Genomic DNA, 25,803 nt, shown 5'->3' on the forward strand with positions numbered 1-25,803 from the left:
GCCGTACCGTAGCCCCATGGGCGAGCGAAGCGATCATCCGCAGGGGCCGGGCGCGGCAGAGTACTCCGGCGCACCGGAGATCGAGGCGACGGTGGTGCTGGGCCTGCGGATCAACGACTGGCCGGCGCTGCGCGCGGCCGCGATCAGGGCCGTCGAGGAGCTGGACTTCGACGGCATCGACCCGGCCGGCCAGCGCCGTGAACTGCTGCGCGAGGTGGCCGAGGACGCCAACGCGGCGCTCGGCGCGCTGCTCCACCCGGACCGGCTGGTGGCCGCCATCCCCGGCGTCGAGGCGATCGGCGGCACGCTGGAGATCAGCGTCACCGAGGACTTCACCCCGGACTTCGCCGAACTGTTCCCGCTGGACGGCGAGGACGAGGAGGCCGGCGCGGGCGCCGACTGGACCCTCACCCCGCGCACCGCCTGCCTGCTGCACGCCCAGCTGCTCGGCCTGGCCGACGCCGCCTACGACGACCTCGACGAGCACGGGGACGACCCGGTGGTCGACGGCGAGGACGTCGACTGGACGGTCTTCGCCCGGCTGCCCCAGCGCACTTGGCGGCTCCACCGAGGCTGGCGGCGCACCATGGCCCGGGCCTTCGACGACCTGGCCGACGACCTCGCGCTCGGCGAATGGCCGCTGCCGCGCTGCCTCGCCGAGGAGCTCGCGCTGCGGATGGCACTGGTGGACGGCCGGACCCTGCTGGGCTCACAGCCCGAGTCGGTGGCCGACATGATGGGCGACCTGCCCGCCGACCTGTACGACTACGACTGGGACGGCTGCCACGACGAACTGTTCGGCGTGTACGGGCCGGACGACGGCGACCCGGAGCTCGGCGCGGAGCAGCGCACCGAACTGCTGCTGGCCGCGACGCACCCCGAGGGCTGGTTCCTGATGTACGAGGACGCCGAGGAGCGGGACCCGCAGCGCGGCTACCGGCGCTGAGCGGGCGGCCGGGCCTGTCCGGCGGACCTTGCCGGGCGGGATCCGGCGGACTGGCCCTAGGCTGCGGGCATGTCCGATGTGTCTGGTGTGTGCGGTGTGTCCTCGGCGGAGTCCGGCCCGGACGGGGGCGGTGCCGGGGGCGGGTTCGGTGCGGGTGCTACGGGTGCTACGGGTGCGGACGAGTCGGCGCTCGGCCGGATCGCGCTCGGACTGGACGGTGTCCGGGCGGCGCAGCGCGGGCAGACCGCCGAGGCACGGGCCAGCTTCGAGGCCCTCTGGGACGAACTGGGCGAGCGGGACGTCTTCCACCGCTGCGTCCTGGCGCACTATCTGGCCGACCTGCAGGACGACCCCCGGGACGAACTGGAGTGGGACCGGCGGGCCCTCGCGGCCGCCGACTCGCTGACCGCCGAGCGTGCCCAGACCTACGAGTCCGCGCTCCAAGTGCGGGCCTTCTACCCGTCGCTGCACCTCAACCTGGCCTCCGACCACCTCAAGCTCGGGGAGCCCGATCTCGCGCGCGAACAGCTGGAACGGGCGGTCCGGAGCCTGGACGCGCTGCCGGAGGACGCCTACAGCGCGGGGATCCGGGCGGCGGTGGACGAACTGCGGCAGCGGCTGCGCTGAGCTGAGTCGGCCGGGCGGCGGGCCGGCCGGATCGGGGCGCGGTGCGAGGGCACGGGGGCGGGCCGGGGCGGTGCTGGCGGGGCTGGCATGCTGGATGGGTGACTTCTCCGTTCGATGCCCCGGCTCCCGCTCCCGCCCCCGGCGACCTTCCCGACCCCGAGGACCGTGACGCGCGGCCGCAGTACGTGCTGCCGCTGGTCGTCCGACTGGAGAAGGCCACGCCGCCCGGGCGGACGGACGCGCTGGAGACCTCGGCGCGGGCGGTGCTGACGCTGCTCGCCGACCCCCGGGCGACCGGGCCGGACGGGGAGTGGGCGGAGCGGGTCGAGGCCTGGGAGGACGCCCGGATCCGCAAGGTGGTCCGGCGGGCCCGGGGTGGGGAGTGGCGCCGGGCCGGGGAGCTGCCGGGGATCACGGTGCAGGGGCGGGAGGCGGAGGTGCGGGTGTTCCCGCCGATCCCCCTGGACGGTTGGCCGAAGGACCTCGCGAAGCTGCAGGTCTCCGGTACGGACCTGGAGGAGACCGCCGAGGTCGGCGCGCCCGGGCCGGGGGTGCCGGTGCTGTGGCTCAACCCGGAGCTGGAGATGAGCGCGGGCAAGACCATGGCCCAGACCGGCCACGCGGCGCAGCTCGCCTGGTGGCGGCTGGACGAGGCGCAGCGCAAGGAGTGGGCGGAGTCGGGCTTCGCGCTCGCCGTCCGCACGGCGGAGCCGGCGTCGTGGGAGGAACTGGTCGGCAGCGGGCTGCCGGTGGTCAGGGACGCGGGCTTCACGGAGATCGCCCCGGGGAGCTGCACGGTGATCGCGGAGCATCCGGCGCTGCGGTGACGGCGCGGGCCGGCGGCGGACGGATGGCGGATGGCGGGTAACAGATGACAGATAACAGCGAACAGATTTCGAAATCTGTTCGCTGTTATCTGTCATCTGTTTGTTGTCATCTGTTACCCGTCGCCTGCCCTGCCCTGCCCCCGCCTGCCGTCCCCGCCTCCTGCTCTCGCCCACTACCCGTCCGAGGCCTGGTGCCGCTGCATCGCCCGTAGTCCGCCGTAGACGGCCGCGGCCGTCCAGAGTGCCATGATCAGCAGCCCCGTCCAGTGCCCGTAGTGGATGCCGGGTTCGGTCCGGGTGCGCATCGCGTACAGGCCGCCCCGGTCGGGCAGGAACTGGCCGATCTCGCGGACGCCGGGGATCGCCGCCAGCCAGGTGGTGCCGAGGAACACCATCGGGGTGAGCAGGCCGAGGGCCGCGCTGAAGTTGCCGAGCATCGCGGTCAGTCCGAGGCAGAGCAGCACCATCAGCGGGTGGTAGAGCACTCCCGCCAGGAAGCTGCGGGCCAGGCCCGGGGTCGAGAGGTCCAGGTCCGCGGTGGCGCGGACGGCGAGGAAGCAACTCGTCGTCGACACCAGGCCGAGCAGCAGGCCCAGCCCGGCGCCGAGCGCGAGCTTGGCGCCGTACAGCCGCCCGCGCCGGGGCACCGCCGTGAGCGAGGTGCCGAGCATCCGGGTGTTGAACTCCTGCCCGATCAGCAGGATTCCGAGGCAGGCCACGGCGACGTGGCCGAACAGCAGCCCGAAGTAGATCATGTCAGCCGGGTCCTTGCCGGAGCCCGGTGCCGGGGGGCCCTCGCCGGCGCCGACGACCGTGGTGATGCCGACGGTCAGCGCCAGCGCGGTGAGCGGTGCCGCCCACTGTGAGGGCAGGGTGGTGAACTTGATGCGTTCGGCCCGTAGGGCGTTGCCGAAGGCCATCGCCTTCTCTCCTTCGTCCAGGGGTACTTGAGCCGGTGCCCGGTTCACCGGCCGGTGCGTTGCAGGGCGCGCAGTCCGCCGTAGGCGGCCAGGGCCGTCCAGAGCGCCATGATGAGCAGCCCGGTCCAGTGGCCGTACACGGTCTGCGGGTCGTCGGCGTAGCGCAGCGCGTACTGGCCGGCCCGGTCGGGCAGGAACTGGACGACGCTCCGCACCCCCGGCACCCCGGAGAGCAGGGGCGAGAGCAGGAAGACGGTCGGGGTCAGCAGGCCCAAGGCGGCTGTGAGGTTGCCGAGTTGGGCGGTGACCCCGAGGCAGAACACCACCAGCAGTGCCGGGTAGAGCACTCCGGCCGTGGCCGCGCGGGCGAAGCCCGGTCCGTGCCACTCGGCGGGGACGGTGGCCGCGTACCCGGCGAAGGCGCCCGCTGTGCCGACCGCTCCCACGCCGAGGCCGACCAGCGCGCCCAACGCCAGCTTGGCGCCGTACAGTCGGCCGCGCCGGGGGACGGCGGTGAGCGAGACGTCGAGCATCCGGGTGTTGAACTCCTGGCCGATCAGCAGGACTCCGAAGGAGACCAGCGCGGCCTGGCCGAAGTTGAGCCCGTAGAAGACGCCGACGCCCGGGTCGTCGATGATGTTGTGGTCGGCGTTGCCGAGCGCCGCGCCGACGGCCGTGGTGACACCGGCGATGAGCAGGACGGCGATCAATGGCGGGAGCCAGAGCGAGCGGAGGGTGGTGAGCTTGATCCGCTCGGCGCGCAGGACGGTGAGGTTCATGCGGCGGCCTCGGCGCGGTACTCGACGCTGTCGGCGGTCATCCGCATGAACGCCTCCTCCAGGGAGTCCTGTTGGACCGCGATCTCGTACAGCACCACGCCGTTGGCGGCGGCGAGCGCGGCGATCCGCTCGGGCTCGGCGCCGGTCACCTCCCAGGCCCCGTCGGCGACTTCGGTCGCGTCGAGGCCGTGGTCGCCGGTGCGGAGCAGGGCGGCCAGCTTGGTCGGGTCGACGGCCCGCACCCGGATCCGGGGACGGCCGTGCCGGTCGATGAACTCGGCGGTGGCGGCGTCCGCGAGCAGTCGGCCGCGACCGATCACCACCAAGTGGTCGGCGGTGAGCGCCATTTCGGTCATCAGGTGGGAGGAGACCAGCACCGCCCGGCCCTCGGCGGCCAGATCGCGCAGCAGGGTGCGGATCCAGCGGATGCCCTCCGGGTCCAGGCCGTTGACCGGCTCGTCCAGCAGCAGTACCGGCGGGTCGCCGAGCAGCGCGGCGGCCACCCCGAGGCGCTGGCGCATGCCGAGCGAGAACCCCCGGATCCGCCGCCGCGCGGCCTCGGCCAGCCCGACCTGGGCGAGCACCTCGCCGACCCGCCGCTCCGACAGGCCGTTGCTCGCGGCGAGCCAGCGCAGGTGGCCCTGCGCCGTGCGGCCGCCGTGCAGGGCCTGGGCGTCCAGCAGCGCGCCCACCTGCCGCAGCGGCTGGGCGAGTTCGGCGTACGGGTGGCCGCCGACCAGGGCGCGCCCGGCGGTGGGGCGGTCCAGGCCGAGGATCAGCCGCATGGTGGTGCTCTTCCCGGCGCCGTTCGGGCCGAGGAAGCCGGTCACCACGCCGGGCCGGACCTCGAAGGACAACTCGTCGACGACCCGCCGGCCGTCGTACTCCTTGGTCAGGCCCTGGATCTCGATCACGGCCGTCTCCCTCCTCGCAGGTGCTCACCGTCGCTCTCCCCGGACGGTGGTCCCATTCGACCGGAGCGGGTGGGCCGGGCGGATCCCGCCGCAGCGGGGATCCGCCTCCCTCCCGGGAGGGAGGGGTGCGGCGGCCCGGCGGGGGAGCCGGGGCGGCCACCGGGCTGGCAGGATGGCCGGATGCCACGAACGACCGCGTCCCGGCTCAGGGACGGAGCGACCGCGATCCTCGCCCCGCTGGTGGCCGGCGTCACGTACGCCCGGCTCTTGCACCTGCTGGTCGGGTGGATCTTCGCGGGCGTCGTCCTGCTGGTCTATCCGGGGACCTACCACAAGACCCTCGGCACGATCGTGCTGCAGGCCACCGCGACGGATGTGGTGCTGCTGGCGCTGGTCGCGCTCGTCCCGGCGGCGCGGCGGGCCGAGGGCGTGCAGGCCCGGCTGCTGCTGGTGCCCGACCGCGAGGAGGACATCGGGGTCGAGCCCTCCGGCAACTGGGCCGACCGGCGGCGGATGGCCGGCTGGCTGATCGGCCGGGTGGCGCTCGGCTCGGCGATCGGCTTCGTGACGGTCTTCGGGCTCACCGGTGCGTACGACCTGCTGACCGGTTCGGACGCCGCCCGGTACCTGCTGTCCGCGCCGCTGGTGGTGCTCGGCTACGGCTGGCTGGTGATCGGCGCGGGACGGCTCCAACTGGCCATGGCCAAAGGGCTGTTGGGACCCTCCCCGGCGGAGCGGCTGGCCGAGGCCGAACTGCGGGCCGAGCGGCTGCTGGAGCGCAACCGGTTGGCCCGCGAGCTGCACGACTCCATCGGCCACGCCCTGACGGTGACGGTCCTCCAGGCGGGTGCGGCGCGCGAGGTCGGGGACCCGGCCTTCGTCGCCAAGGCGCTCGAAGTCATCGAGGAGACCGGGCGGCGGGCGATGGAGGACCTCGAACGCACCCTGGTGCTGCTGCGCGAGACACCGGCGGGGGGCGGGGCAGCGGGGGGCGGGGCGGGGAACGGTACGACGACGGGCAACGGTACGGCCACCGAACAGCCCGGGATCGACCAGCTGTCCGCGCTCTTCGACACCGCCCGCGCGGCGGGCAGCCCGGTCGACGCGCGGATCGACGTGCCGCCCGGGGTGCTGCCCGGGGTGCTCTCGCGCGAGTCCTACCGGATCGTCCAGGAGGGCGTCACCAACGCGCTCAAGTACGCACCGGGTGAGCCGGTCGGCGTCCGGATCGCCGTTCGGGACGGGCGGTTGGAGCTGCGCTGCGCCAACCGGCTGGCGGCGCCGGGCCGGGGCGGCCCCGGCCGGGTCGGCTCGCGCAAGGGCGGCAAGGGGCTGCGCGGCATCCGGGAGCGGGCCGCGCTGCTCGGCGGCGAGGCCACGGTCGGGGCGGGCGGCGACGGCGGAGCGGAGTGGGTGCTCGACGTCCGGCTGCCCCTACGCTTGGGCTCGTGACGAATGATCTTGCGAGTGGAGGCGGAGGCGTCGGCTCCGGTGCGGCTGCCGGTGCGGCCGGGATGACCGACGTCCTGCTCGCCGACGACGAGGAACTGGTCCGGGCCGGGCTGCGGGCCGTCCTGGAGGCCCAGGGCGACCTGCGGGTGGTCGGGGAGGCGGGCGACGGCGCGGAGGCGGTGGCCCTGGCCCGCGCGCTGCGCCCGCGGGTGGTGCTGATGGACGTCCGGATGCCCGTCCTGGACGGCCTGGCGGCCACCCGCGAACTGCTGCGCCCCGGCCCGCCGGGGGAGTTGCCGCCGCGGATCCTGGTCGTCACCACCTTCGAGAACGACGACTACGTCTACCAGGCGCTGCGCGCGGGCGCCGACGGCTTCCTGCTCAAGCGCAGCCGTCCGGCCGAGATCGTCCACGCGGTACGGCTGGCGGCGGCCGGCGAGTCGCTGCTCTTCCCGGTCGCGATCCGGCGGCTGGCCGCCGGGCACGGCAACCCCGCCGCGCGCGCGGCCATGGACCGGGCGGCGCTGACCGGGCGCGAGGCCGAGGTGCTGCGGATGATGGCGCGCGGGCTCAGCAACGGGGAGATCGCCGAGCAGCTGGTGCTCGGGGTGCAGACGGTGAAGACGCACGTCAGCAGCGTGCTGGCGAAGCTCGGGGCGCGGGACCGCACCCAGGCGGTGATCGCCGCGTACGAGTCGGGGTTCGTCGAGCCGGCGGAGTAGCCGGCGGGGTCGTGCCCGGTGGCGCGGTGCAGTTCGGGGCGGTCCGGGGCGGTCCCGCGACGGGGTCGGGCCCGGTCAGGCCGGGTAGGCGTGGGTCTGGGTGGCCTTGACCGAGGCCCAGACCGGTGTTCCCGGTGCCAGCCCCAGTTCGGCGACAGCGGCCGGGGTGAGGTCGGCGGCCATCGGCAGGGCTCCGGCGAGTTCGGCGCGCACCTGGTCGCCGTGCAGGTCCAGGCCGGTGACCTCGGCCTGCCACAGGTTGCGGGCGCTGGACTGCGGCCGCTCCCGGTACAGGGTGACGGCGGCGGGCGGGAAGGCCACGAACGCCGGTCCGGACAGCTCCTCGGCGGTGGTCAGGACGGTGCCGTCCGGGAGGGTGACCAGGGTGCCCTCGGCCCGTCCCTGGTACAGGTTGAGGCCGACCAGGCGGGCGATGTAGTCGGTGCGCGGCCGCCGGGCGACCTCCGCCGGGCTGCCGGACTGCACCTCGTGGCCGTCCTCGATCACCACCAGCCGGTCGGCCAGCACCATCGCGTCCAGCGGGTCGTGCGTCACCAGCACCGCCACGGCCTCGAACTCGGCCAGATGGCGGCGCAGTTGGGACCGTACGTCGAGCCGGGTGCGGGCATCCAGGGCGGCCAGCGGCTCGTCCAGCAGGAGCAGCCGGGGGCGGACGGCCAGCGCCCGGGCCAGCGCCACCCGCTGGGCCTGGCCGCCGGAGAGCCGCCCGGGGCGCACCGAGGCGTGGCCGGTCAGGCCCATCCGTTCCAGCCAGGCCGCCGCCTCGGCCCTGGCCTCGCGCTTGGGGCGGCCCTGGCAGCGCGGGCCGAAGGCGACGTTGTCGAGCGCGCTGAGGTGCGGGAACAGCAGGTAGTCCTGGAACACCACGCCGACCGGCCGCTGCTCGGCGGGGGTGTGCAGGCGCCGGGCCGGTTCCTCCAGGACGTGGCCGTCCAGGCGCAGGTGGCCGCCGGTGAGCGGGAGCAGGCCGGCGAGGGCGCGCAGCGCGGTGGACTTGCCGGCGCCGTTCGGGCCGAGCAGGGCGATCACCTCGCCGGGGGCGGCGGTCAGCCCGAGGTCGAGGGCGAACGCGGCGCGGTCGACCCGCAGGTGGGCGTCGAGGGCGGCGGGCGCGGCTCCGACCCCCGGTGCGGGGGCGGGCGTGGCGGCGGCGGGCGGTGCGGGGGTCATCGGTTCGGCCGTCCTGTCGGCGTCCTGGGGGCGGGGGCGTCCGTCCGGGGCCGGGGTCACGGGGTCGACATCCAGCGGTCGCGCAGGCCGACCAGGACGGCGACGGAGACCACCAGCAGCACCAGCGACAGCGCGATCGCCGCCTCCGGGTCGGACTCCATGGCCAGGTAGACGGCCAGCGGCATGGTCTGGGTGCGGCCCGGGAAGTTGCCGGCGAAGGTGATCGTCGCGCCGAACTCGCCGAGTGCCCTGGCCCAGGCCAGGACGGCGCCGGCGGCGATCCCCGGGGCGATCATCGGCAGGGTGACCCGGCGGAACGCGGTCAGCCGGGAGGCGCCCAGGGTCGCGGCCGCCTCCTCGAAGCGGGGATCGGCCGCCCGCAGCGCGCCCTCCACGCTGATCACCAGGAAGGGCATCGCCACGAAGGCCTCGGCGATCACCACCCCGGTGGTGGTGAAGGGCAGGGTGATGCCGAACGCCGAGTCCAGCCAGGAGCCGACGATGCCGCGTCGGCCGAGCACCAGCAGCAGCGCCACACCGCCCACCACCGGTGGCAGCACCAGCGGCAGGGTGACCAGCGCCCGGATCACCCGCCGGCCGGGCAGCTCGGTGCGCGCGAGCAGCCAGGCCAGCGGGACCCCGAGCACCAGCGACACCGCCGTGGCGGCCGTCGCGCAGATCAGCGAGAGCCGCAGGGCGTCCCAGACGGCGGCGCTGGTCAGCTGGTCGGACAGGCCGCTCCATGGCGCCCGGACGAGCAGCCCGACCAGCGGGAGGATCAGGAACGCCAGGCCGAGCAGCGCCGGGAGCAGCAGCGTGACCGGGACGCGCTGGGCGCCGGGGCGGCGTGCGCCCCGGCGGCGGCCCGGCAGGGCGTGCGCGGATCCTGTCGGTGCCGGGGCCGCGTCGTCCCGGGTGGTGCGGTCCGTCACGGCGCCTGGAAGCCCGCCGCGGTCAGCACCTGCTTGGCCTCGGGCGACTGGACGTAGGCGACGAAGGCGGCCGCGCCGTCCTTGTTCGGCGCCTTGGCGAGCGCGGCGATCGGGTAGTCGTTCACGGCCTTGGCGGCCTCGGGGAAGTCCACGCCGTCGATCTTCGCAGCATCGGCCTGCACATCGGTCCTGTACACCAGCGAGGCGTCGACCTCGCCGAGCTCGACCTTGGTGAGCGCGCCCTTGACGTCCTGCTCCAGGGTGACCGGGGTGAGGTCGACGCCGGCCGCCTTCAACGCGGTGAGGGCGGCGGCGCCACAGGGCACCTCCTTCGCGCAGAGCGCGACCTTCACGCCGGATCCGGTGAGGTCCTTGAGCCCCGCGAGGTGCTTGGGGTTGCCCTTGGGCACGGCGATGGCGAGGGTGTTCTTGACGAAGGTCGTCGGCTGGCCGCTCGCGCCGCCCGCGTCGGTGACCGTCTTCATGGTGGCCGGGCTGGCCGCGGCGAAGACGTCCGCCGGCGCACCGGAGTTGATGCTGGTGGCGAGGGCGGAGCTGCCGCCGAAGTTGAAGGTGACCTTGGTGCCCGGGTTGGCGGCCTCGAACTTCTTGCCGAGCTCGGTGAAGGTCTCCTTGAGGGAGGCGGCGGCGAACACGGTGATGGCGCCCTTGGCCTTCGGGGCGGTGGCGCCGGCGGTGCCCGCCGAGCCGGTGGCGCCGGTGGCGGCGGCGGTCGCGGCCGAGGAAGCGGAGCCGGAGGACGTGCCGCCGTCGCTGCCGCAGGCGGTGACCCCGAGGCTGAGGACGAGGGCCGCCGCGGCGGCGACGGCGAGTCTGCGGGTCGGGGTGGTGCGGGTGCTCATCGGTGCTTCCCCTCCAGGGTTCGCGCCGGGAGGGGCGCGGAGGTGTGGCCGCAGGTGCGGCCATTACGGCGATCATAGTGCCGCAGATGCGAGCGATAAATCCCCTGTCACATCGCACAGCGGGAGTGGGGTGACGGTCTCGGGGCTGCTGTGCGAAGGCTCAAACGTGCACGGACGGTTCGGCCCGAAAGGGCGGGCCGGTCCGGTGGCCGGTGCGCGGCCGCCGTGCGGTTGCGGCTGTCGTACGGCTGCCGTGTGGTCGGCGCGCGGTTGGTGGACGGCCGGCCGGTGGAAAACCCTTCGCATCCGGGCAGGTGGAGCGGTCAGAGTGGGCGGCAGCCCGTAGGCGCGGCCGACCGTCGGCCGCCCGGGCCCGAAGGTCGATCCGAACGGATCCACGGGGAGGAGTCCGCCCATGTCCACGCTGCGCGTCACCGCCGAGAAGCTGGTCATCCTGGAGCACCCGAACGCCGACGCACTGGAGTTGGCCCAGGTCGGCCTCTATCGCGCGGTGGTGGCCAAGGGCTCCTACCGGACCGGCGACCACGCCGTCTACATCCCCGAACAGGCCGTCCTGCCCGAGGAGTTGATCGAGGAGCTGGGGCTGACCGGCAAGCTGGCGGGCAGTGCGGCGAACCGGGTGAAGGCGGTACGGCTGCGCGGGGAGCTGTCCCAGGGCATCGTCTGCCGGCCCGGCGCGCTGGCCGGAACCGACCTGGCCGGGGCGGCCGAGCGGGGCGAGGACTTCGCCGAACAGCTCGGGATCGTCAAGTGGCAGCCGCCGGTGCCGACCTCGATGAACGGTGACGTCCTCGGCGCGCCCGACCTGCTGCCCTGGGTGGACATCGAGAACCTCAAGCGCCACCCGGACATCTTCGAGCCCGGCGAGCCCGTGGTGCTGACCGAGAAGCTGCACGGCAGCTGCTGCCTGGTCACGTACACCGCCGCCACCGGCGAGGTGCACGTCTCGTCAAAGGGGATCGGCGCACAGGGGCTGGCGCTCGCCGAGGACGAGCGCAACCTGTACTGGCGGGCGGTGCGCGCGTACGACATCCCGGCGGTGGCGGCCCGGCTGGCCGAGCGGCTGGGTGCCGAGCGGATCGGCATCTTCGGCGAGGTGTTCGGCGAGGGCGTGCAGGACCTGACGTACGGCGCCTCCGCGCGCACCGAGCGCCCCGGGTACGCGGCCTTCGACGTGTCGGCCGTCGTGGACGGGCAGCTGACCTGGCTGCCGGCCGCCGAACTCCTGGACGGCGAACTGCCGTTGGTGACCGAACTGTGGCGCGGGCCGTTCGACATCGCGACGGTGCTGGCCCACGCGCAGGGTAAGGAGGCCCACTCCGGGCGCGAACTCCACCTGCGTGAGGGCGTGGTGGTCCGGCCGGTGGTCGAGCGCTGGAGTCCGGTGCTCGGCGGGCGGGCGATCGCCAAGGTGGTCAGCGACGCCTACCTGACCCGCAAGGGCGGCACCGAGTATGAGTGAGCGGACCGGGGCGGCGGCCGGTCCTTCCGCGTGGCTTCCTCGGCTGAATACCCGTCAGTAAGGTTGAAGGGTCACCGAGCGCGCGTCAGCGCCGAGGAAGTCCAGAAGGAGTGCCGATGGCCACCGCAGCCGCCATACCCGGACCGGCCGGGAACCCCCTGGTCGGGTCGCTCTTCGACCTCACCCGCCGTCCGCTGCGCACCTACCTCGCGGCCCGGCGGGACCACGGCGACGTGGTGCGCGTGGTGGCCGGGCCGCCCGGGGTGCGCGTCGAGTTCTACGGGGTGTTCTCGCCGGAGGGCGTCCACCAGGTGCTGGGCAGCGAGGCGGCGAACTTCCGCAAGGAGAACAGCTTCTACGACGAGCTGCGGACCAGTGTCGGCAACGGGTTGCTGACCAGCCAGGACGAGGTCTACCAGCGCCAACGCCGGCTGGTCCAGCCGCTGTTCACCCGGCGCCGGGTCGACGGCTACGCGCAGGCGCTCGCCCAGGAGGCGCAGGCGCTCGCCGAGCGCTGGCGGGCGGTGCCGGGCGGGGTGGTGGACGCGGCGGAGGAGATGTCCCGGTTCGCGCTGCGGGCCGTCGCCCGGATCCTCTTCGGCGCCGACGTGGAGGAGGCGGTGGAGGTGGTGAACCGCAGCTTCCCGGTCCTCGGTGAGTACGTCAAGGAGCGCGGCTTCGCGCCGGTCCGGTTCCCGCGCACCTGGCCGACGCCGGGCAACCGGCGCGGGCTGGAGGCGCAGCGGGCGCTCTACGAGGTCTGCGACCGGATCATCGCGGAGCGGGCCGCGCGTGGGGGCGGCGACGAGGAGGCGGACGACCTGCTCACCCTGCTCGGCCGGGCGCGCGGCGAGGACGGCGAACGGCTGGACCCGGCCGAACTCCGGGACCAGGTCCTGGTGTTCCTGCTCGCCGGGCACGAGACCACGGCCACCTCGCTGGCCTTCGCGCTGCACCTGCTGGCCAAGCACCCGGAGCAGCGCAAGCTCGCCCAGGAGGAGGCGCGGACCGTCCTGGCCGGGCGGGCGCCGACCGCGGCGGACCTGGAGCGGCTGCCGTACCTCACCCGGGTGATCAAGGAGGCGATGCGGCTCTACCCGGCGGCGGCGCTGATCGGGCGGCGGGCCGTCGAGGAGACGGTCATCGACGGGTACGTGATCCCGGCGGGGGCGCAGGTCGTGGTCGCGCCGCTGGTCACCCAGCGGCACCCGGACCACTGGGCCGAGCCCGAGCGCTTTGACCCGGACCGGTTCCTGCCGGAGGAGGAGAAGGCGCGGCACCGCTACGCGTGGTTCCCGTTCGGCGGCGGGCCGCGGGCCTGCATCGGGCAGCACTTCTCGATGCTGGAGTCGGTGCTGACCCTCGGGGTGCTGATGCGGGACTTCGACCTGGAGGTGGTGGACCGGCGGGTGGCGCTCGCGCAGGGGATCACGCTCCGGGCGGCGAGCGCGATGCGGGTGCGGGTCACGGCGCAGGGCTGACGGCGCAGGGTGGACGGGTAGGGCGGACGGGTTTCAGAGTTCAACTTTCAGATGACAGATAACAGATTTCAACATCTGTTATCTGTCATCTGTCTTTTGTTCGCTGTCAGTCGTCCGGGCGCCGCCGGGCACAGGACCGGGCCATTCGAACACAGCCTCCGCGCCGCGCGTGCAGCTTTTCAGATCTTCGTCTGGCCGATTCCGGCCGCTCGATAGCGTCCCACGCACCCCAGGCCGGAAGCGCACATGCGGCAGGCATATGCCTACATGCTGTCGGATGCAGTCCGCCCGGCCGGGGGTGCCCGGGGGCACCGCTTTCCGCCCCGGGCCCGACCGGTCGACCGGAGGTCCCATGGGCGCCCTCAACCAGTTCAGCTTCGGCTGGCTGACCCCCGTCCTCTCCTACGCGATGGCCTGCGCCGGTGCCGCCCTCGGGCTGCGCTGCACCCTGCGCGGCCTGGCCGCCACCGGCACCGCCCGCCGGAACTGGCTGCTCACCGCGGCCGCCGCGATCGGCTCCGGGATCTGGACCATGCACTTCGTCGCCATGTTCGGCTTCGCCGTCGACGGCACCGAACTGCGCTACAGCGTGCCGCTCACGGTGCTGAGCCTGCTGGTCGCCGTACTGGTCACCGGCCTCGGCCTGACCGTGGTCTGCTACGGCCGGCACCGCGGCCTCGCCCTGCTGGGCGGCGGCTGCACCACCGGCGTCGGCGTCGCCGCGATGCACTACCTCGGCATGGCCGCCGTCCGGATGCACGGCGGGCTGCGCTACGACGGCGGGACGGTCGCACTCTCCGTCCTGGTCGCGGTCGGTGCCGCCACCGCTGCGCTCTGGGCCGCCGTCACCGTCCGCAACGGGTACGCCGCGGCCGCCGCCTCGCTGGGCATGGGGCTCGCCGTCAGCTGCATGCACTACACCGGCATGGCCGCCGTCCACGTCCAGCTGGATCCCGCCCGGACCGGCCTGGGCGGGGTCAGCCCGATGGAGTTCGTCTTCCCGCTCGCCGTCGGCCTCGGCTCGTTCCTCTTCCTGGCCTCCGCCTTCGTCGCGCTCTCCCCGACCACCCAGGAGCGGACCGGCGACCTGGCGGTGGGGGAGCTGGCGATCGAGGAGTTCGCCGACCCCGCCGCCCGGCCGGCCGCCGACCCGGGCGCCGTGCCCTCGGGCCCCGCGCCGACCAGTCCGTACGGCCCGGCGGTGGACGGCTTCGACCCGGCCGCCCCTGCCCCGGCCGGGCGGGGTCCGTTCGGCCGGGACCGTGCAGCCTGAGCCCGTCCGCGCCGTCCGCGCCGTCCGCGCCGCCCGAGCCCCGTCGTCGCCGCCCGAAAGGCCCCCGTCCATGCGAGAAGACCGTGGCACCGCTTCCGGTACCCGCCGGGGTGCCCACGCCGGACCGCCCGCCCGCTCGTCGCGCCCCGGGCCCCGCCTGCGCGGGCTGCACGGGCTACTCGGACTGCACGGGCTGCGGCCCCGGAGCGTGCGCGCCCGGATCGTCGCCCTGCTGATGGTCCCGGTCGTCTCCGTCATCGCCCTCTGGAGCTTCGCCACCGTCACCACCGCCCAGGGCGTCTGGGACCTGCTGCGCCTGCGCGACGCCCAGCGCAGCCTGCTCACCCCCGTCGCCGACACGGTCGCCGGCCTGCAGGCCGAACGCGCCGCCGCCGGGCAGCTGTTGGCCGGTCCGGGCCTCGTCCCGGGGACGGTGCCCGCCGCAGGGCGGGAGAGTGCCCTGCGCGAGGCCGCCGCCGCCACCGACCGGGCGCTCACCCCGCTGTTCCCCGACCCGCGCCACCCCGGCCAGGGCTACAACCGGGCCGACGCCCAGGGCCTCGGAGCCGACGCCGCCGACCGCCTGGACGACCTCGGCGCCGCGCTCGCCGCCCTGCCCGAACTGCGCGGCAGGGTGCTCACCCGGAGCGTGGGCTGGTCCGAGGCGTACGCCGCGTACGGGGCGGCCGTGGACCGGGCGCTGGCCGTGTCCGGTGCCGTCGCCGCGTCGCGCGACGGCCGCTCCGGGGCGGAGGCGCGGGTGCTGCCGGAGCTGGACCGCTCCCGCGAACTCCTGTCCCGCGAGGACGCGTTGCTGCGGTCCGCCGAGCTCTCCGGTGGGCTCGGTGACGACCGGCTGCGGGAGTTCTCCGGTACGGCCTTCGCCCGCCGTGCGTTCGAGCAGGGTGCGGCCGCGGGTCTGGTCTCCGCCGACCGGGAAGCACTGCTCGCCGTCACCGGCGGCCCGGACCACCGGGAACTGGTCGGTTACGAGGAGGAGGTCCGTACCGCCGCCGACGGCCGGTCGGCCGTCGCCGCGGTGCCGGCGGACCGGTGGGCGACGGTGGCCGGGAGTGTCGCCGCCGGGCTGCGCGACGTCGGGGACCGCGCCGGCCGGCTCGCCGCCGAGCAGCAGAACCCTTATGCGATGGGCCTGTTCACCCCGGCCGGGATCGCCGTACTGCTCGGGCTGCTCGGGGTGGTCGCCTCGCTGGTGATCTCGGTCCGGATCGGCCGCAGCCTGGTCACCGAGCTGGCCGGCCTGCGCAACACGGCACTTGATCTCGCCGGTCGCAAACTCCCTTCCACAATGCGGAAGTTGCGCGCAGGAGAGGAGGTGGACATCGAAGCCGAGGCGCCCAGGACGGTGGGCCGCGACGACGAGATCGGCCAGGTGCACCGGGCGCTCGGCGCCGTGCAGCGGGCGGCCGTCGCGGCGGCGGTGGAACGGGCCGAGGTGCTGTCCGGGGTGTCCGGGGTGTTCGTCAACCTTGCGCGCCGCAGCCAGGTCCTGGTGCACCGCCAACTCACCCTGCTGGACACGATGGAGCGCCGCACCGAGGACCCGTCCGAGCTCGCCGACCTGTTCCGGCTGGACCACCTGACCACCCGGATGCGCCGCCACGCCGAGGGCCTGATCATCCTCTCAGGTGCGGCTCCCGGCCGGGCCTGGCGGCGGTCCGTCCCCCTGGTGGACGTGGTGCGGGCGGCCGTCTCGGAGGTCGAGGAGTACGCCCGGGTCGAGGTGCACCCGCTGCCGCGCGCCGCCGTCGTCGGCCACGCCGTCGCCGACCTCACCCACCTGGTGGCCGAACTGGTCGAGAACGCCACCGGGTTCTCCCCGCCGCACACCAGGGTCCACATCCGCGGTGAACAGGTCGGCAACGGCTACGCGTTGGAGATCGAGGACCGCGGCCTCGGGATGGGTCCGGCCGCGCTGGCCGCCGCCAACCGACGGATCGCCGCGGCCGAACAGGCCGACCTGTTCGACAGCGACCGGCTCGGCCTGTTCGTGGTCAGCCGGCTCGCCCGGCGGCACGACGTCCGGGTCTCCCTGGTGACCTCCGCGTACGGCGGCACCACCGCGGTGGTGCTGCTGCCCACCGGGCTGCTGGCCGACGAGCGGGAGGGCCCGGGGCACGGCTACGAGCCGGTACCGGAGTTGGACATCACGACGGAGCCGGCGCCCGCGTGGGAGCCGCTGCCGGAATGGGAGGCGGGGTCGAAGTGGGAGGCGGCGTCGAAATGGGAGCCGGCGCCGGAGCGGGCGGCGGCCCCCGGCGCCGGGTCCGCGTGGTGGCCGTCCGCAGGTCCGGATCCGGCCGGGGTCGGAGCGGAACCCGCCCTCCCGGGCGGCGGGATGGCGGAGACAGAGCTTCCGGCGGCGGGTGGGCGGGTTCCGGAGGGCGGGGCGCTGCTGGCGTTCGGAGTCCGGGGCGTCGACCCCGGGCCGACGCGCCGCACCCCCTTCCGGGCCTCCGGCGCCCGGACGGCCGGACCGGCTGCGGACGGGGGCTCCGGTGCGGCCTCCCGTCCGCAGTCCGGTCCGCCGCGGCCCCGGCACGGTGCGACCGCGCCGTCGGCCGACGTGTTGCCGGGCGGGCCACTGGCTGAGGTGCCGGGTGAGGTGCCGGGCGCGCGCGGATCGGTGGACGGACCGGAGGAGTTGCCGCGCCGGGTGCGCCGGGCGAGTCTCGCCCCGCAGCTGCGGGAGGCGCCGGCCGCCGCCGGCAGCCGCGGAGTCACCACCGGAGCCGGTGGCGGAGCTGGATCCGGTGCCGTAGCCGGTGCCGGACCTGGAACCACAGGCGGACTCGGAGTCGGAGGCGGATTCGGAACCGGCACGGGGCCGGTGGCCCGCAGTCCGGAGGAGGCACGGGCGGCGATGGCGGCCTTCCAGCACGGCTGGGCCCGCGGCCTGCGGCCCGATGTTCGGCCCGAGGTCCGTCCCGGCACCCCGACCGGCACCTCGCCCGACGCCCGGCCGGAAGCCCGGCCCGGAGCGAGACCAGACACCCGAACCGAAGGAGACCGGCCTTGATCGGCACCACCCACCGCACGGGGGAACTGAACTGGCTCCTCGACGAGTTGGTCCAGCGTGCCCCCGAGGTCCGCTTCACCGTGATGCTCTCCGCCGACGGCCTGGCCATGGGCAGTTCGGCCGGTCTGGCCCGGGAGGACGGCGAGCACCTGGCGGCCGTCGCGGCCGGGTTCCACAGCCTCGCCAAGGGCGCCGGTCGGCACTTCGGTGCGGGTGAAGTCCGGCAGACCATGGTCGAGTTGGAGGGCGGGTATCTGCTGGTCGCGGCGGCCGGGGAGGGTACCTGCCTGGCCGTGTTCGCCACCGCGCGGGCCGATCTCGGGCTGGTCGCCTACGAGATGGCCAGACTGGTCCGCCGGGTCGGTGAGCACCTGAGCGCCATGCCCCGCACGGTGCGCGGCGGGTGAGCTCGGTGCCCCAGCCGGACCGCCCGCACCACCGGGCGGAGCACGCCTTCCACCCGTACCACCAGCGACATCCGGAGCACCCGCAGGTCGACCCCGACCGGCCGCCCCGGAACCCACTGGCCGCCGCCCACCGGGCCCACTGGTACGACGACGAGGCCGGGCCGCTGGTCCGCCCGTACACCATGACCAGGGGCCGGACCGGGAGCGGCGAGCAGCAGTTCGACCTGATCGCCGTGGTGGTGTCCGAACTGCCCGACCCGGCACTCGCACCGGGCGCGCCCGAGCTGCCGGTCGGTCCGGAGCAGGCGCAGATCCTCCGCCGGTGCCTGGGCACGCCGCTGTCCGTGGCCGAGCTCGCCGCCGACCTCGACCTGCCGGTGGGCGTCGTGCGGGTGCTGCTCGGCGATCTGCTGGCGGCCGGGCTCATCCGGGTCAACCGCCCCGTCCCGCCCGCCCTGCTCCCCGACGAACGCATCCTCCAGGAGGTCATCCATGGGCTCCGCGCACTCTGACCAGCCGTCCGGTCGTCACCACCCCGCCGGCCCGGGCCGCCCGATCAGCAGGTGGCCGTCCGCCCCGGTGGGTCCGGTGGACCAGTCCGACTCCGTGCTCGCGCTCAAGATCCTGGTGGCGGGCGGGTTCGGGGTCGGCAAGACGACGCTGGTCGGCGCGGTCAGCGAGATCCGCCCACTGCGCACCGAGGAGCGGCTCACCGAGGCCGGGCGCGGGGTGGACGACCTGGACGGTGTGGAGCGCAAGTCCAGCACCACGGTGGCGATGGACTTCGGCCGGATCACCATCCGCGAGGGCCTGGCCGTCTACCTGTTCGGAACCCCGGGGCAGGACCGGTTCTGGTTCCTCTGGGACGAGTTGGCCCAGGGGGCGCTCGGCGCGGTGGTGCTCGCCGACACCCGTCGGTTGACCGACTGCTTCCCGGCCGTGGACTTCTTCGAGCACCGCGGCATCCCCTTCGTCGTCGCGGTGAACCGGTTCGCCGGGACGCGCGAGTACGGCTCGGAGGAGGTCGCCCGCGCGCTGGACCTGGACTCCGGCACCCCGGTGCTGCTCTGCGACGCCCGGCAGCGCGCCTCCGGAAAGGAGGTGCTGATCAACCTGGTCGAGCACGCCGGTCGGGTGCACGCCGCCCGGTTGCTGGCGGAGGTCTCGCCGGCGGCGGCGGCCGGCGGCTGACGGACGGGGGACGGCGGCAGACGGACGACGGCGAGCAGATGACAGAGAACAGATGACAGCTGACGGATGACAGATTTTGAAATCTGTCATCCGTCAGCTGTCAGTGGTCACCCGCCTCCGTGACCGCTACCCGCTCAGCTGTGCCACTGGAAGACGACCTTGGTCCAGGTCGATCCGGGACAGTTGCCCCAGACGTCCCACGCCTCCGGGCGGGCGCCGATCCACAGGCCGACGGAGGAGGTGCCGTTCGCGCAGTAGGTGATGGTGCGCAGTCGGCCGGAGTAGACGTTGCAGTAACCCTCCCAGCGCCAGCCGTAGTTCGCCGTGATGACGCAGTGGTAGCCGGTGGCGGTGATGTGCGGCGAGGCCTCGGCCTCTCCGGGGGTGACGATCTGGTCGATGGTCGCCGCGGCGGCCGGCGTGGTGGTGGCCCCGAGCGTGCCCAGGGCGGCCGCGCCGGCCACCCCGAACGCGGCGATCTTCCTGGCGATGCAGCCTCGCATGATGGTGCTCCTCGTTCGGCGATTCCGATCGGGTGGAGTGCCCCGGCCGGCAACGGTGGTGGGGGAGGTGAACTCCCGCCCCCGTGCGGCCGATGACGAGTTGCACACGAATGACTGCGCAGAGTGAGAGGACGGCTTATGATGTGACCTGTGTCACAACATGTCCGGTAGGGGTGGGAAACGGCCCCAACTGGGCGTTCGGGGTGCCGATTTCCGGGGAGAACGGCATGGCGGAATGCAACGAGCGGTGTGCGGGCGGACCGCGCAAGGACTTCGGCCCGGGGCCGACGGAGCGCCAATCGGCGGACTTCAACCGGTTGTTCACCGAACTGCTGCCCAGACTCCAGCAGGCGGCCGCGATGCTCGCCGGGAGCCCGCTCGCCGCCGGTGACGTCGTCCACGACGCGTACCTGCGGATCGCCCGCAGCCCGGAGCGCTTCCTCAGCCACCCGCAGCCGTACGCCTACGTGTTCACCACGATGACGAACATCCTGCGTGACCAGTGGCGCCGGGAACGCCGGCGGGCGGCGCTGCGCGAGCTCCCGGAGTCGGCCGAGACCGCGGGGCACGGCCGCGCGGCGGCGTTCGGCCCGTCGCCCGGCGGGATGGCCGAGCTGCAGGCGCGCTGGGAGGTGGTCCGGCTGCTCGGCTTCCTGACCGTCAAGCAGGCCCGCGCCGTGGTGCTGGTGGACCTCGACGGCTACTCCGTCGACGAGGCCGCCGAGTTGCTCGGCCTGCACCGCAGTACCCTGGCCGTCACCCGCCGCCGCGCCCACGGCCGCCTGCGCGCCGTCCTGGAGCACGAGCGCCGTCATGACTCCTGAGGGCCCGACCCCCAGCCGGGGCCGAGCGCGGGGCCTGAACGCCGAGACCCCCAGCCGAGTCCCCCAGCCGAGTCCCCCAGCCGAGGCCGCCCGCCGAGGCCGCCCGCCGACGTGCCGTAGCGGCTCCGACGCACCGAGCCGACGGCAAGTCGGCTGATGCGCCACCCCGGCCCGTACGCTGAAAATCGTGATCACGTACGAGGACCACAGCGTCCGCGCCCTGGCCGAGGACGGTCGCTGGCCCGAGCTGCTCGCCGCCTACCGGCAGGGCCGGGCGGCCGCCGTCGTGCAGGCCGGTGAGCGGGCCGCGGCGGCCCTGACCGCGCCGCTCGGCCATCTGATCGCCTACGCGGCGCCGCCCGAGCTGGCCGTCCGGCTGTTCGACGCGGACGGCGGTGCGGGGACCTTCGCCGGGGTGGCGGACCACGACGCCGGTCCGCTGTGGGAGGTGCTGGCGACCCGCCACTCCTGGCTGCGGCTGGCTCCGCTGCTCGGTCCGGCCCCGGTGCGCCGCCTGGTGGCGCACACCCGGGTGCTGCTCGGCGAGGACCTCTCCTACGGTGCCGAGCCCGACCCCGACGGCGTGCCGCTGCGCCTGGAGCCCTGGGAGAAGGCGGGCTGGGACGAGGCCGCCCGGGTGCGCGAGTACCTGCCCGGTGGGGGAGCGCGCAGCGCGGTGCTGACCCTGCCGGCCAGCCGGGAGGGCCTGGGCCAGGTCGACCTGCCGCAGTCGACGGCCCGGCCGGGCGGTCAGCGGGTCACCCGGGGCCTGACGGAGCTGGCCGCGCTGGTGCCCTGGGCGGAGGTGGTCTGTGTCCGCGGTCCGGCCCCGTCGGCGGCCGCCGTGCTGGCCCGGGCCCGGCGCGTGGTCGGCGGGTTCCTGCCGTTCGCGCTCGCCTACCCGGCGCTCGTGCAGGCCGCTGCGGTGGGCCGGACGCACGGTGGCGCGCACGGGCGGCTGAGGCTCTGGCGGGCGCTGGGCGCGATGGCCGGGGCGGATGGGCCGAACCGCCGCGAGGTGGACGCCCTGGTGGCCCGGATGCGCTGCTTCACCTGGCAGGAGCCGGCCGCTGGGCTGCGGCACCTGCACGTGGCGCTGGAGGATCCGGCCAGCGGGGTGGCCTGGGCGGTCAGCGGCTCGCAGGAGTTCTGACCGGCGTTGTGCAGGAGTTCTGACCGGGGTTCCGGCGGAAGTCCTGACCGGAGGCCTGTCAGGTGTTCCGAGCGCATCCGCGAGCGCCGACCCGGCGCGGGCGGCGCCGGGAACGGGAGGCCCCCGGCCCGGCGCCGTTTCCGGGGGATGGTGGGTGGCGCCGGACCGGGGGAGTCGTGGGAGCGCTCAGACGGTGGCCGCCGTAGTGCCCGCCGTCGTGCCCGCCGTCGCGGGCGCTGCGGGGACGGCCTCCGGCTCGGGGGCGGCGCCGCCGTGGCCGTCGACCAGGGTCAGCTCGTCGAACGGCAGCTCGCCGTCCAGGACGAGGCGGGCGCGCTCGGCGTCCAGTTCGCCGGTCCAGTGCCCGATCAGCACGGTCGCGACGGCGTTGCCCGCGAAGTTGGTGAGGGCGCGGGCCTCCGACATGAACCGGTCGATGCCGACGATCAGGCCGACCCCGTCCACCAGCGCGGGCTTGTGCGACTGCAGTCCGCCCGCGAGGGTGGCCAGCCCGGCGCCGGTGACCCCGGCCGCGCCCTTGCTGGCGATCACCATGAAGACCAGGAGCGAGAGCTGCTCGCCGATCGACATCGGCTTGTCCATCGCCTCGGAGATGAAGATCGAGGACATGGTGAGGTAGATCGCGGTGCCGTCGAGGTTGAAGCTGTAGCCGGTCGGCACGGTGATGCCGACGACCGGGCGGCTGACGCCCAGGTGCTCCATCTTGGCGATCAGGCGGGGCAGCGCGCTCTCGGAGGAGGAGGTCGAGAGGATCAGCAGGAACTCGCGACCGAGGTACTTGAGCAGCGCGAACACGTTGACCCCGGCGACCAGGCGCAGCAGGGCCCCGAGCACCACGACGACGAACAGCGCGCAGGTGACGTAGAAGCCGATCATGATCACTGCGAGGCTCTTCAGCGCGTCGACGCCGGTCGCCCCGACCACCGCCGCCATCGCCCCGAAGGCGCCGATCGGCGCGACCCACATGATCATCGACATGATCCGGAACACCAGCCGCTGCAGGTGCTCGACGCCGCGCAGCACCGGGGCGCCGACCGGTCCCAGCGCCTGCAGGGCGAAGCCGGCCAGCAGCGCGACCAGCAGGGTCTGCAGCACCTTGCCCTGGGTGAGGGCCGAGAACAGGGTGTCGGGGATCATCCCGAGCAGGAAGTCGGTGGTCGACTGGGCGCCGCCGGCGGTCGCCTGGGCGTGGCCGGACTTGGCGAGTGCGGCGGTCAGGTGCAGGCCGCCGCCGGGCTCCAGCAGGTTGCCGACGACCATGCCGATGGCCAGGGCGACGGTCGACATGGCGAGGAAGTAGCCGATGGCGAGGCCGCCGACCTTGCCGACCTTCGCCGCCTTGGTGACCGAGCCGATGCCCAGCACGATGGTGCAGAAGATCACGGGGCTGATCATCATCTTGATCAGGTTGACGAACCCGGTGCCGATCGGCTTCAACCCGACGGCGAAGCCGGGGGCGGCCAGCCCGACCACCACGCCCGCGACCACCGCGGCGATCACGGCGAGGTAGAGGTAGTGGGTCCGGTCCTTGCGTCTGGGTCCCCCCGCCGTGGCGGTCTCGGTGGTCGACATCTGCGGCTCCTTCGCCCTGCAGTCCTGGCGGCCCCGGGTGGTGGGCCGATCCGACTATGAGGTCCGGGAGTGACGGAGGTCACGTTTGCGTTCATAGAGTTCACGGCGGGGCGGGAACGGCCCGGGGCGCCCGGGGCCCTGGGGTGCGCGGGGCCGTGGTGCACACTGGCAGGCATGTCCGTGAGCACCGCCCCCACCCGCTCGCGTCGCCGCTGGCTCCCGCTGCCGCGCCGGCTGGTCCGCAGCCTGGCCGGGCAGCTGTTCGTCGTCCAGGTGGTCATCGTCGCCGCCGTGGTGGCGGGCGGCGCGGTGCTGGCGTACCTGTTCACCGCCGAGCGCACCGAGGACGCGGCCCGCCGTGAGGTCACCTCGGTCGCCCACGCCGTCGCCGACTCCCCGTCCGTCCGCTCCGCTGTCGCCGGACCGGATCCGACCGCGGTGCTCCAGCCGTACGTCGAGCAGGTGCGCCAGGACGTCCGGGTCTCCTTCATCACCGTCATGGACACCGACGGGGTGCGCTGGACCCACCCGCTGCCCGAGCAGATCGGCAAGCCCTACCTCGGGCACATCGACTGGGCGCTGGCCGGGCAGACCCGCAGCGAGACCTACACCGGCACGCTCGGCCCGTCCGTCCGGGTGGTCACCCCGGTGTGGGACGACCAGCACCGGGTGGTCGCGCTGGTCAGCGTGGGGCTGACGCTGGAGTCGATCTCCGCGCAGCTGAGCGGACCGCTGCTCGCCCTGGTCGGGGTCGCGGTGGCCGCGCTGGCGCTCGGCGGGGTCGGCACCTATCTCGCCAACTCCCGGCTGCGGCGGCACACTCACGGCATGCGACCGGACGAGCTCAGCCACCTCTACGAGTACCATCAGGCGACCCTGCGCTCGGTGCGGGAGGGGCTGATCCTGCTCGACCGGGCGCACCGGGTGGTGCTGTGCAACGATGCAGCCCGTGAACTGCTCGGACTGGAAGGCGAGTTGGACGGTCGCCCGGTGGCGGAGCTGGGGCTGCCGGAGGCACTGGTGACCGCCGTGCTCGGCGAGGAGCCGGTCCGGGACGAGGTGCACCTGACCGCCGAGCGGGTCGTGGTGCTCAACACCTCCACCATCGGCACCGGTCTCGGCCGGGTGGTGACCCTCCGCGACCACACCGAACTGCAGTCGCTGAGCGGAGAGTTGGACTCCGTACGCGGCTTCACCGAGGCGCTCGGGGCGCAGGCGCACGAGGCCGCCAACCGGCTGCACGCCGTCGTCTCGCTGATCGAACTCGGGCGCCACGAACAGGCGGTGGAGTTCGCGACCGCCGAACTCGCCCTCGCCCAGCAGCTCACCGACCGGGTGGTCGCCGCGGTCGGCGAGCCGGTGCTGGCCGCGCTGCTGCTCGGCAAGGCGGCCCAGGCGGCCGAACGGGGCGTGGAGTTGACCCTCACCGAGGACAGTCGGATCGACGACGGGGTGCTCCCGCCCGGGCTCTCCGCGCGGGACCTGATCACCGTCCTCGGCAACCTGATCGACAACGCCGTGGACGCCGCGATCGCCGGGGCCGCACACAGCCCGGGCGCACCGGAGGTCACCGTCACCGCGCGGATCGACGACGGCGCGGCCGGTGGCGCAGAGGCCGGCGCCGGCGGTACCGGCGGCGCACGCGGTGACGGCCGGGGAGGGGACGCCTGTCTGCTGCTGCGGGTCGCCGACACCGGTGCGGGCATCGACCCGGCCGCCGTCGAGGACGTGTTCCGGCGCGGCTGGAGCACCAAGCAGGACGGCCGCGGACACGGCCTGGGCCTGGCGCTGGTCGCCCAGGCCGCCCGGCGCAACGGCGGCACCGTCGAGGTCGGGCGCGAGCGCGGCGCGGTGCTCACCGTACGGCTGCCGCTGACCGGCGGCCGGGCACGGGAGCTCGACCAGGAAGGGGCCCCGGCGTGAGGGCCACCGGCGCCGAGGACGCCTCCGGCGGTGCCGCCCGGAGCGGGATCTCCGTCCTGGTCGTGGAGGACGACCCGGTGGCCGCCGCCGCGCACACCCTGTACGTCGAGCGCGAGCCCGGCTTCCGCGCGGTCGGCACCGTGCACAGCTGCGCCGACGCGCTGCGCTTCCTGGAGCGGGCCCGTGCCGCCGGGACGCCCGTCGACCTCACCCTGCTCGACCTCTACCTGCCGGACGGCCACGGCCTCCAGCTGTGCCGCACGCTGCGCGCGGCCGGGCACGCCACCGACGTCATCGCGGTCACCTCGGCCCGCGACCTCGCCATGGTGCGCCAGGCGGTCTCGGCGGGGGTCGTGCAGTACCTGCTGAAACCGTTCAGCGCGGCGGCGCTGCACGACCGGCTGGAGCGCTACGCCCGCTACCGGGACAGCCTCGGGCGTACCGGCGAGGCGACGGGGCAGGACGAGGTCGACCAGGCGCTCGCGCTGCTCCGCACGCCCGAGCGCAACTCACTGCCGAAGGGGCTGAGCGCGCCGACCCTGGACGCCGTGGCCTCGGTGCTGCGGGAGGCCTCGACCGGCCTGTCGGCGGCGGCCGCCGGCACCGCTGCCGGGGTGTCCCGGATCACCGCGCGGCGGTACCTGGAGCACCTGGTGGACACCGGGAGGGCGGTGCGCGAGCCGCAGTACGGGAGTGTGGGGCGGCCGGAGCTCTGCTACCGCTGGAAGGGGCGCTGACGGCGGGGTGGTGACGTGGTGG

The 25,803-nt window shown here is 74.5% G+C and carries 24 protein-coding genes; 16 read left to right on the forward strand and 8 right to left on the reverse strand.

Annotation, left to right across the window (positions count from 1 at the left end; genetic code table 11):
- Positions 1-16 precede the first annotated feature (16 nt).
- From ACZ58X_RS04165 to ACZ58X_RS04175, 3 genes are all read left to right on the forward strand, one after another.
- Positions 17-946: a beta/alpha barrel domain-containing protein gene (locus tag ACZ58X_RS04165; protein ID WP_470332131.1), complete on the forward strand. Its 930-nt coding sequence runs from the start codon at positions 17-19 to the stop codon at positions 944-946.
- A 69-nt stretch (positions 947-1,015) separates the two neighbouring features.
- On the forward strand, positions 1,016-1,573 hold the full coding sequence (locus ACZ58X_RS04170; RefSeq protein ID WP_470332132.1) for a hypothetical protein: 558 nt from the start codon (positions 1,016-1,018) through the stop codon (positions 1,571-1,573).
- A 98-nt stretch (positions 1,574-1,671) separates the two neighbouring features.
- Positions 1,672-2,400 (forward strand): aminoacyl-tRNA hydrolase, encoded by a 729-nt coding sequence (locus ACZ58X_RS04175; RefSeq protein WP_470332133.1) that lies wholly within the window; start codon positions 1,672-1,674, stop codon positions 2,398-2,400.
- 173 nt (positions 2,401-2,573) lie between these two features.
- On the opposite strand, the gene ACZ58X_RS04180 is transcribed toward ACZ58X_RS04175, so the two are convergent.
- The 3 genes from ACZ58X_RS04180 to ACZ58X_RS04190 are packed head-to-tail and all read right to left on the reverse strand — an operon-like array spanning position 2,574 to position 5,013.
- The gene (locus ACZ58X_RS04180; protein WP_470332134.1) at positions 2,574-3,320 is read right to left on the reverse strand and encodes a hypothetical protein; all 747 of its coding nucleotides are present in this window, start codon (positions 3,318-3,320) and stop codon (positions 2,574-2,576) included.
- A 44-nt stretch (positions 3,321-3,364) separates the two neighbouring features.
- A complete protein-coding gene (locus ACZ58X_RS04185; RefSeq protein ID WP_470332135.1) occupies positions 3,365-4,099 on the reverse strand; it encodes a hypothetical protein in 735 nt (244 codons plus the stop codon).
- Positions 4,096-5,013, reverse strand: a complete 918-nt coding sequence (locus ACZ58X_RS04190) for an ABC transporter ATP-binding protein (RefSeq protein WP_470332136.1) — start codon at positions 5,011-5,013, stop codon at positions 4,096-4,098. Before ACZ58X_RS04190 ends, ACZ58X_RS04185 begins: the two co-directional genes overlap by 4 nt.
- Positions 5,014-5,193: 180 nt before the next feature.
- Between ACZ58X_RS04190 and ACZ58X_RS04195 the strand changes: the two genes are divergently transcribed.
- Together ACZ58X_RS04195 and ACZ58X_RS04200 are read left to right on the forward strand one after the other, a co-directional pair.
- Entirely contained in the window at positions 5,194-6,465 is a 1,272-nt protein-coding gene (locus ACZ58X_RS04195) for a sensor histidine kinase (protein ID WP_470332137.1), read from the forward strand.
- Between the two features lie 62 nt (positions 6,466-6,527).
- Entirely contained in the window at positions 6,528-7,187 is a 660-nt protein-coding gene (locus ACZ58X_RS04200; protein ID WP_470332329.1) for a response regulator transcription factor, read from the forward strand.
- A 75-nt stretch (positions 7,188-7,262) separates the two neighbouring features.
- Here the strand turns inward: ACZ58X_RS04200 and ACZ58X_RS04205 are convergent, their stop codons facing one another.
- Genes ACZ58X_RS04205 through modA form a run of 3 tightly spaced genes read right to left on the reverse strand, consistent with a single transcriptional unit; the run spans position 7,263 to position 10,173 of the window.
- Positions 7,263-8,378 (reverse strand): ABC transporter ATP-binding protein, encoded by a 1,116-nt coding sequence (locus ACZ58X_RS04205; protein WP_470332138.1) that lies wholly within the window; start codon positions 8,376-8,378, stop codon positions 7,263-7,265.
- Positions 8,379-8,434: 56 nt separating this feature from the next.
- Complete coding sequence (locus ACZ58X_RS04210) at positions 8,435-9,250, reverse strand: ABC transporter permease (protein WP_470332330.1); 816 nt, start codon at positions 9,248-9,250, stop codon at positions 8,435-8,437.
- A 56-nt stretch (positions 9,251-9,306) separates the two neighbouring features.
- Complete coding sequence (gene modA / locus ACZ58X_RS04215) at positions 9,307-10,173, reverse strand: molybdate ABC transporter substrate-binding protein (protein ID WP_470332139.1); 867 nt, start codon at positions 10,171-10,173, stop codon at positions 9,307-9,309.
- A gap of 415 nt (positions 10,174-10,588) precedes the next feature.
- Between modA and ACZ58X_RS04220 the strand changes: the two genes are divergently transcribed.
- The 7 genes from ACZ58X_RS04220 (at position 10,589) to ACZ58X_RS04250 (ending at position 19,048) form a co-directional block, all read left to right on the forward strand.
- Positions 10,589-11,656: an RNA ligase (ATP) gene (locus tag ACZ58X_RS04220; protein WP_470332140.1), complete on the forward strand. Its 1,068-nt coding sequence runs from the start codon at positions 10,589-10,591 to the stop codon at positions 11,654-11,656.
- Positions 11,657-11,772: 116 nt separating this feature from the next.
- Positions 11,773-13,137 (forward strand): cytochrome P450, encoded by a 1,365-nt coding sequence (locus ACZ58X_RS04225; RefSeq protein ID WP_470332141.1) that lies wholly within the window; start codon positions 11,773-11,775, stop codon positions 13,135-13,137.
- A 352-nt stretch (positions 13,138-13,489) separates the two neighbouring features.
- A complete protein-coding gene (locus tag ACZ58X_RS04230; RefSeq protein ID WP_470332142.1) occupies positions 13,490-14,410 on the forward strand; it encodes an MHYT domain-containing protein in 921 nt (306 codons plus the stop codon).
- Positions 14,411-14,480: 70 nt separating this feature from the next.
- Positions 14,481-17,450 (forward strand): sensor histidine kinase, encoded by a 2,970-nt coding sequence (locus ACZ58X_RS04235; protein WP_470332143.1) that lies wholly within the window; start codon positions 14,481-14,483, stop codon positions 17,448-17,450.
- Complete coding sequence (locus ACZ58X_RS04240) at positions 17,447-17,857, forward strand: roadblock/LC7 domain-containing protein (protein ID WP_470332144.1); 411 nt, start codon at positions 17,447-17,449, stop codon at positions 17,855-17,857. The genes ACZ58X_RS04235 and ACZ58X_RS04240 overlap by 4 nt, the downstream gene beginning before the upstream one ends.
- A gap of 182 nt (positions 17,858-18,039) precedes the next feature.
- Positions 18,040-18,369 carry a DUF742 domain-containing protein gene (locus ACZ58X_RS04245; protein ID WP_470332331.1) on the forward strand — a complete coding sequence of 110 codons (330 nt, stop codon included), beginning with the start codon at positions 18,040-18,042 and terminating at the stop codon, positions 18,367-18,369.
- Between the two features lie 76 nt (positions 18,370-18,445).
- Entirely contained in the window at positions 18,446-19,048 is a 603-nt protein-coding gene (locus tag ACZ58X_RS04250; protein WP_470332145.1) for a GTP-binding protein, read from the forward strand.
- Positions 19,049-19,182: 134 nt separating this feature from the next.
- Here ACZ58X_RS04250 and ACZ58X_RS04255 read toward each other — a convergent pair whose 3' ends face one another.
- Entirely contained in the window at positions 19,183-19,551 is a 369-nt protein-coding gene (locus ACZ58X_RS04255; protein ID WP_470332146.1) for a hypothetical protein, read from the reverse strand.
- Between the two features lie 227 nt (positions 19,552-19,778).
- On the opposite strand from ACZ58X_RS04255, the gene ACZ58X_RS04260 reads away from it, so the two are divergent.
- Both ACZ58X_RS04260 and ACZ58X_RS04265 read left to right on the forward strand, forming a co-directional pair.
- Positions 19,779-20,375 (forward strand): RNA polymerase sigma factor, encoded by a 597-nt coding sequence (locus ACZ58X_RS04260; protein WP_470332147.1) that lies wholly within the window; start codon positions 19,779-19,781, stop codon positions 20,373-20,375.
- Positions 20,376-20,562: 187 nt separating this feature from the next.
- Complete coding sequence (locus ACZ58X_RS04265; protein WP_470332148.1) at positions 20,563-21,528, forward strand: hypothetical protein; 966 nt, start codon at positions 20,563-20,565, stop codon at positions 21,526-21,528.
- Between the two features lie 186 nt (positions 21,529-21,714).
- Here ACZ58X_RS04265 and ACZ58X_RS04270 read toward each other — a convergent pair whose 3' ends face one another.
- Complete coding sequence (locus tag ACZ58X_RS04270) at positions 21,715-23,121, reverse strand: cation:dicarboxylate symporter family transporter (protein ID WP_470332149.1); 1,407 nt, start codon at positions 23,119-23,121, stop codon at positions 21,715-21,717.
- Between the two features lie 174 nt (positions 23,122-23,295).
- Between ACZ58X_RS04270 and ACZ58X_RS04275 the strand changes: the two genes are divergently transcribed.
- A complete protein-coding gene (locus ACZ58X_RS04275) occupies positions 23,296-25,044 on the forward strand; it encodes an ATP-binding protein (RefSeq protein ID WP_470332150.1) in 1,749 nt (582 codons plus the stop codon).
- Positions 25,041-25,781 carry a response regulator gene (locus ACZ58X_RS04280; protein WP_470332151.1) on the forward strand — a complete coding sequence of 247 codons (741 nt, stop codon included), beginning with the start codon at positions 25,041-25,043 and terminating at the stop codon, positions 25,779-25,781. Before ACZ58X_RS04275 ends, ACZ58X_RS04280 begins: the two co-directional genes overlap by 4 nt.
- The last annotated feature ends 22 nt before the right edge of the window (positions 25,782-25,803 follow it).

The organism is Kitasatospora sp. NPDC040550, assembly GCF_055594965.1.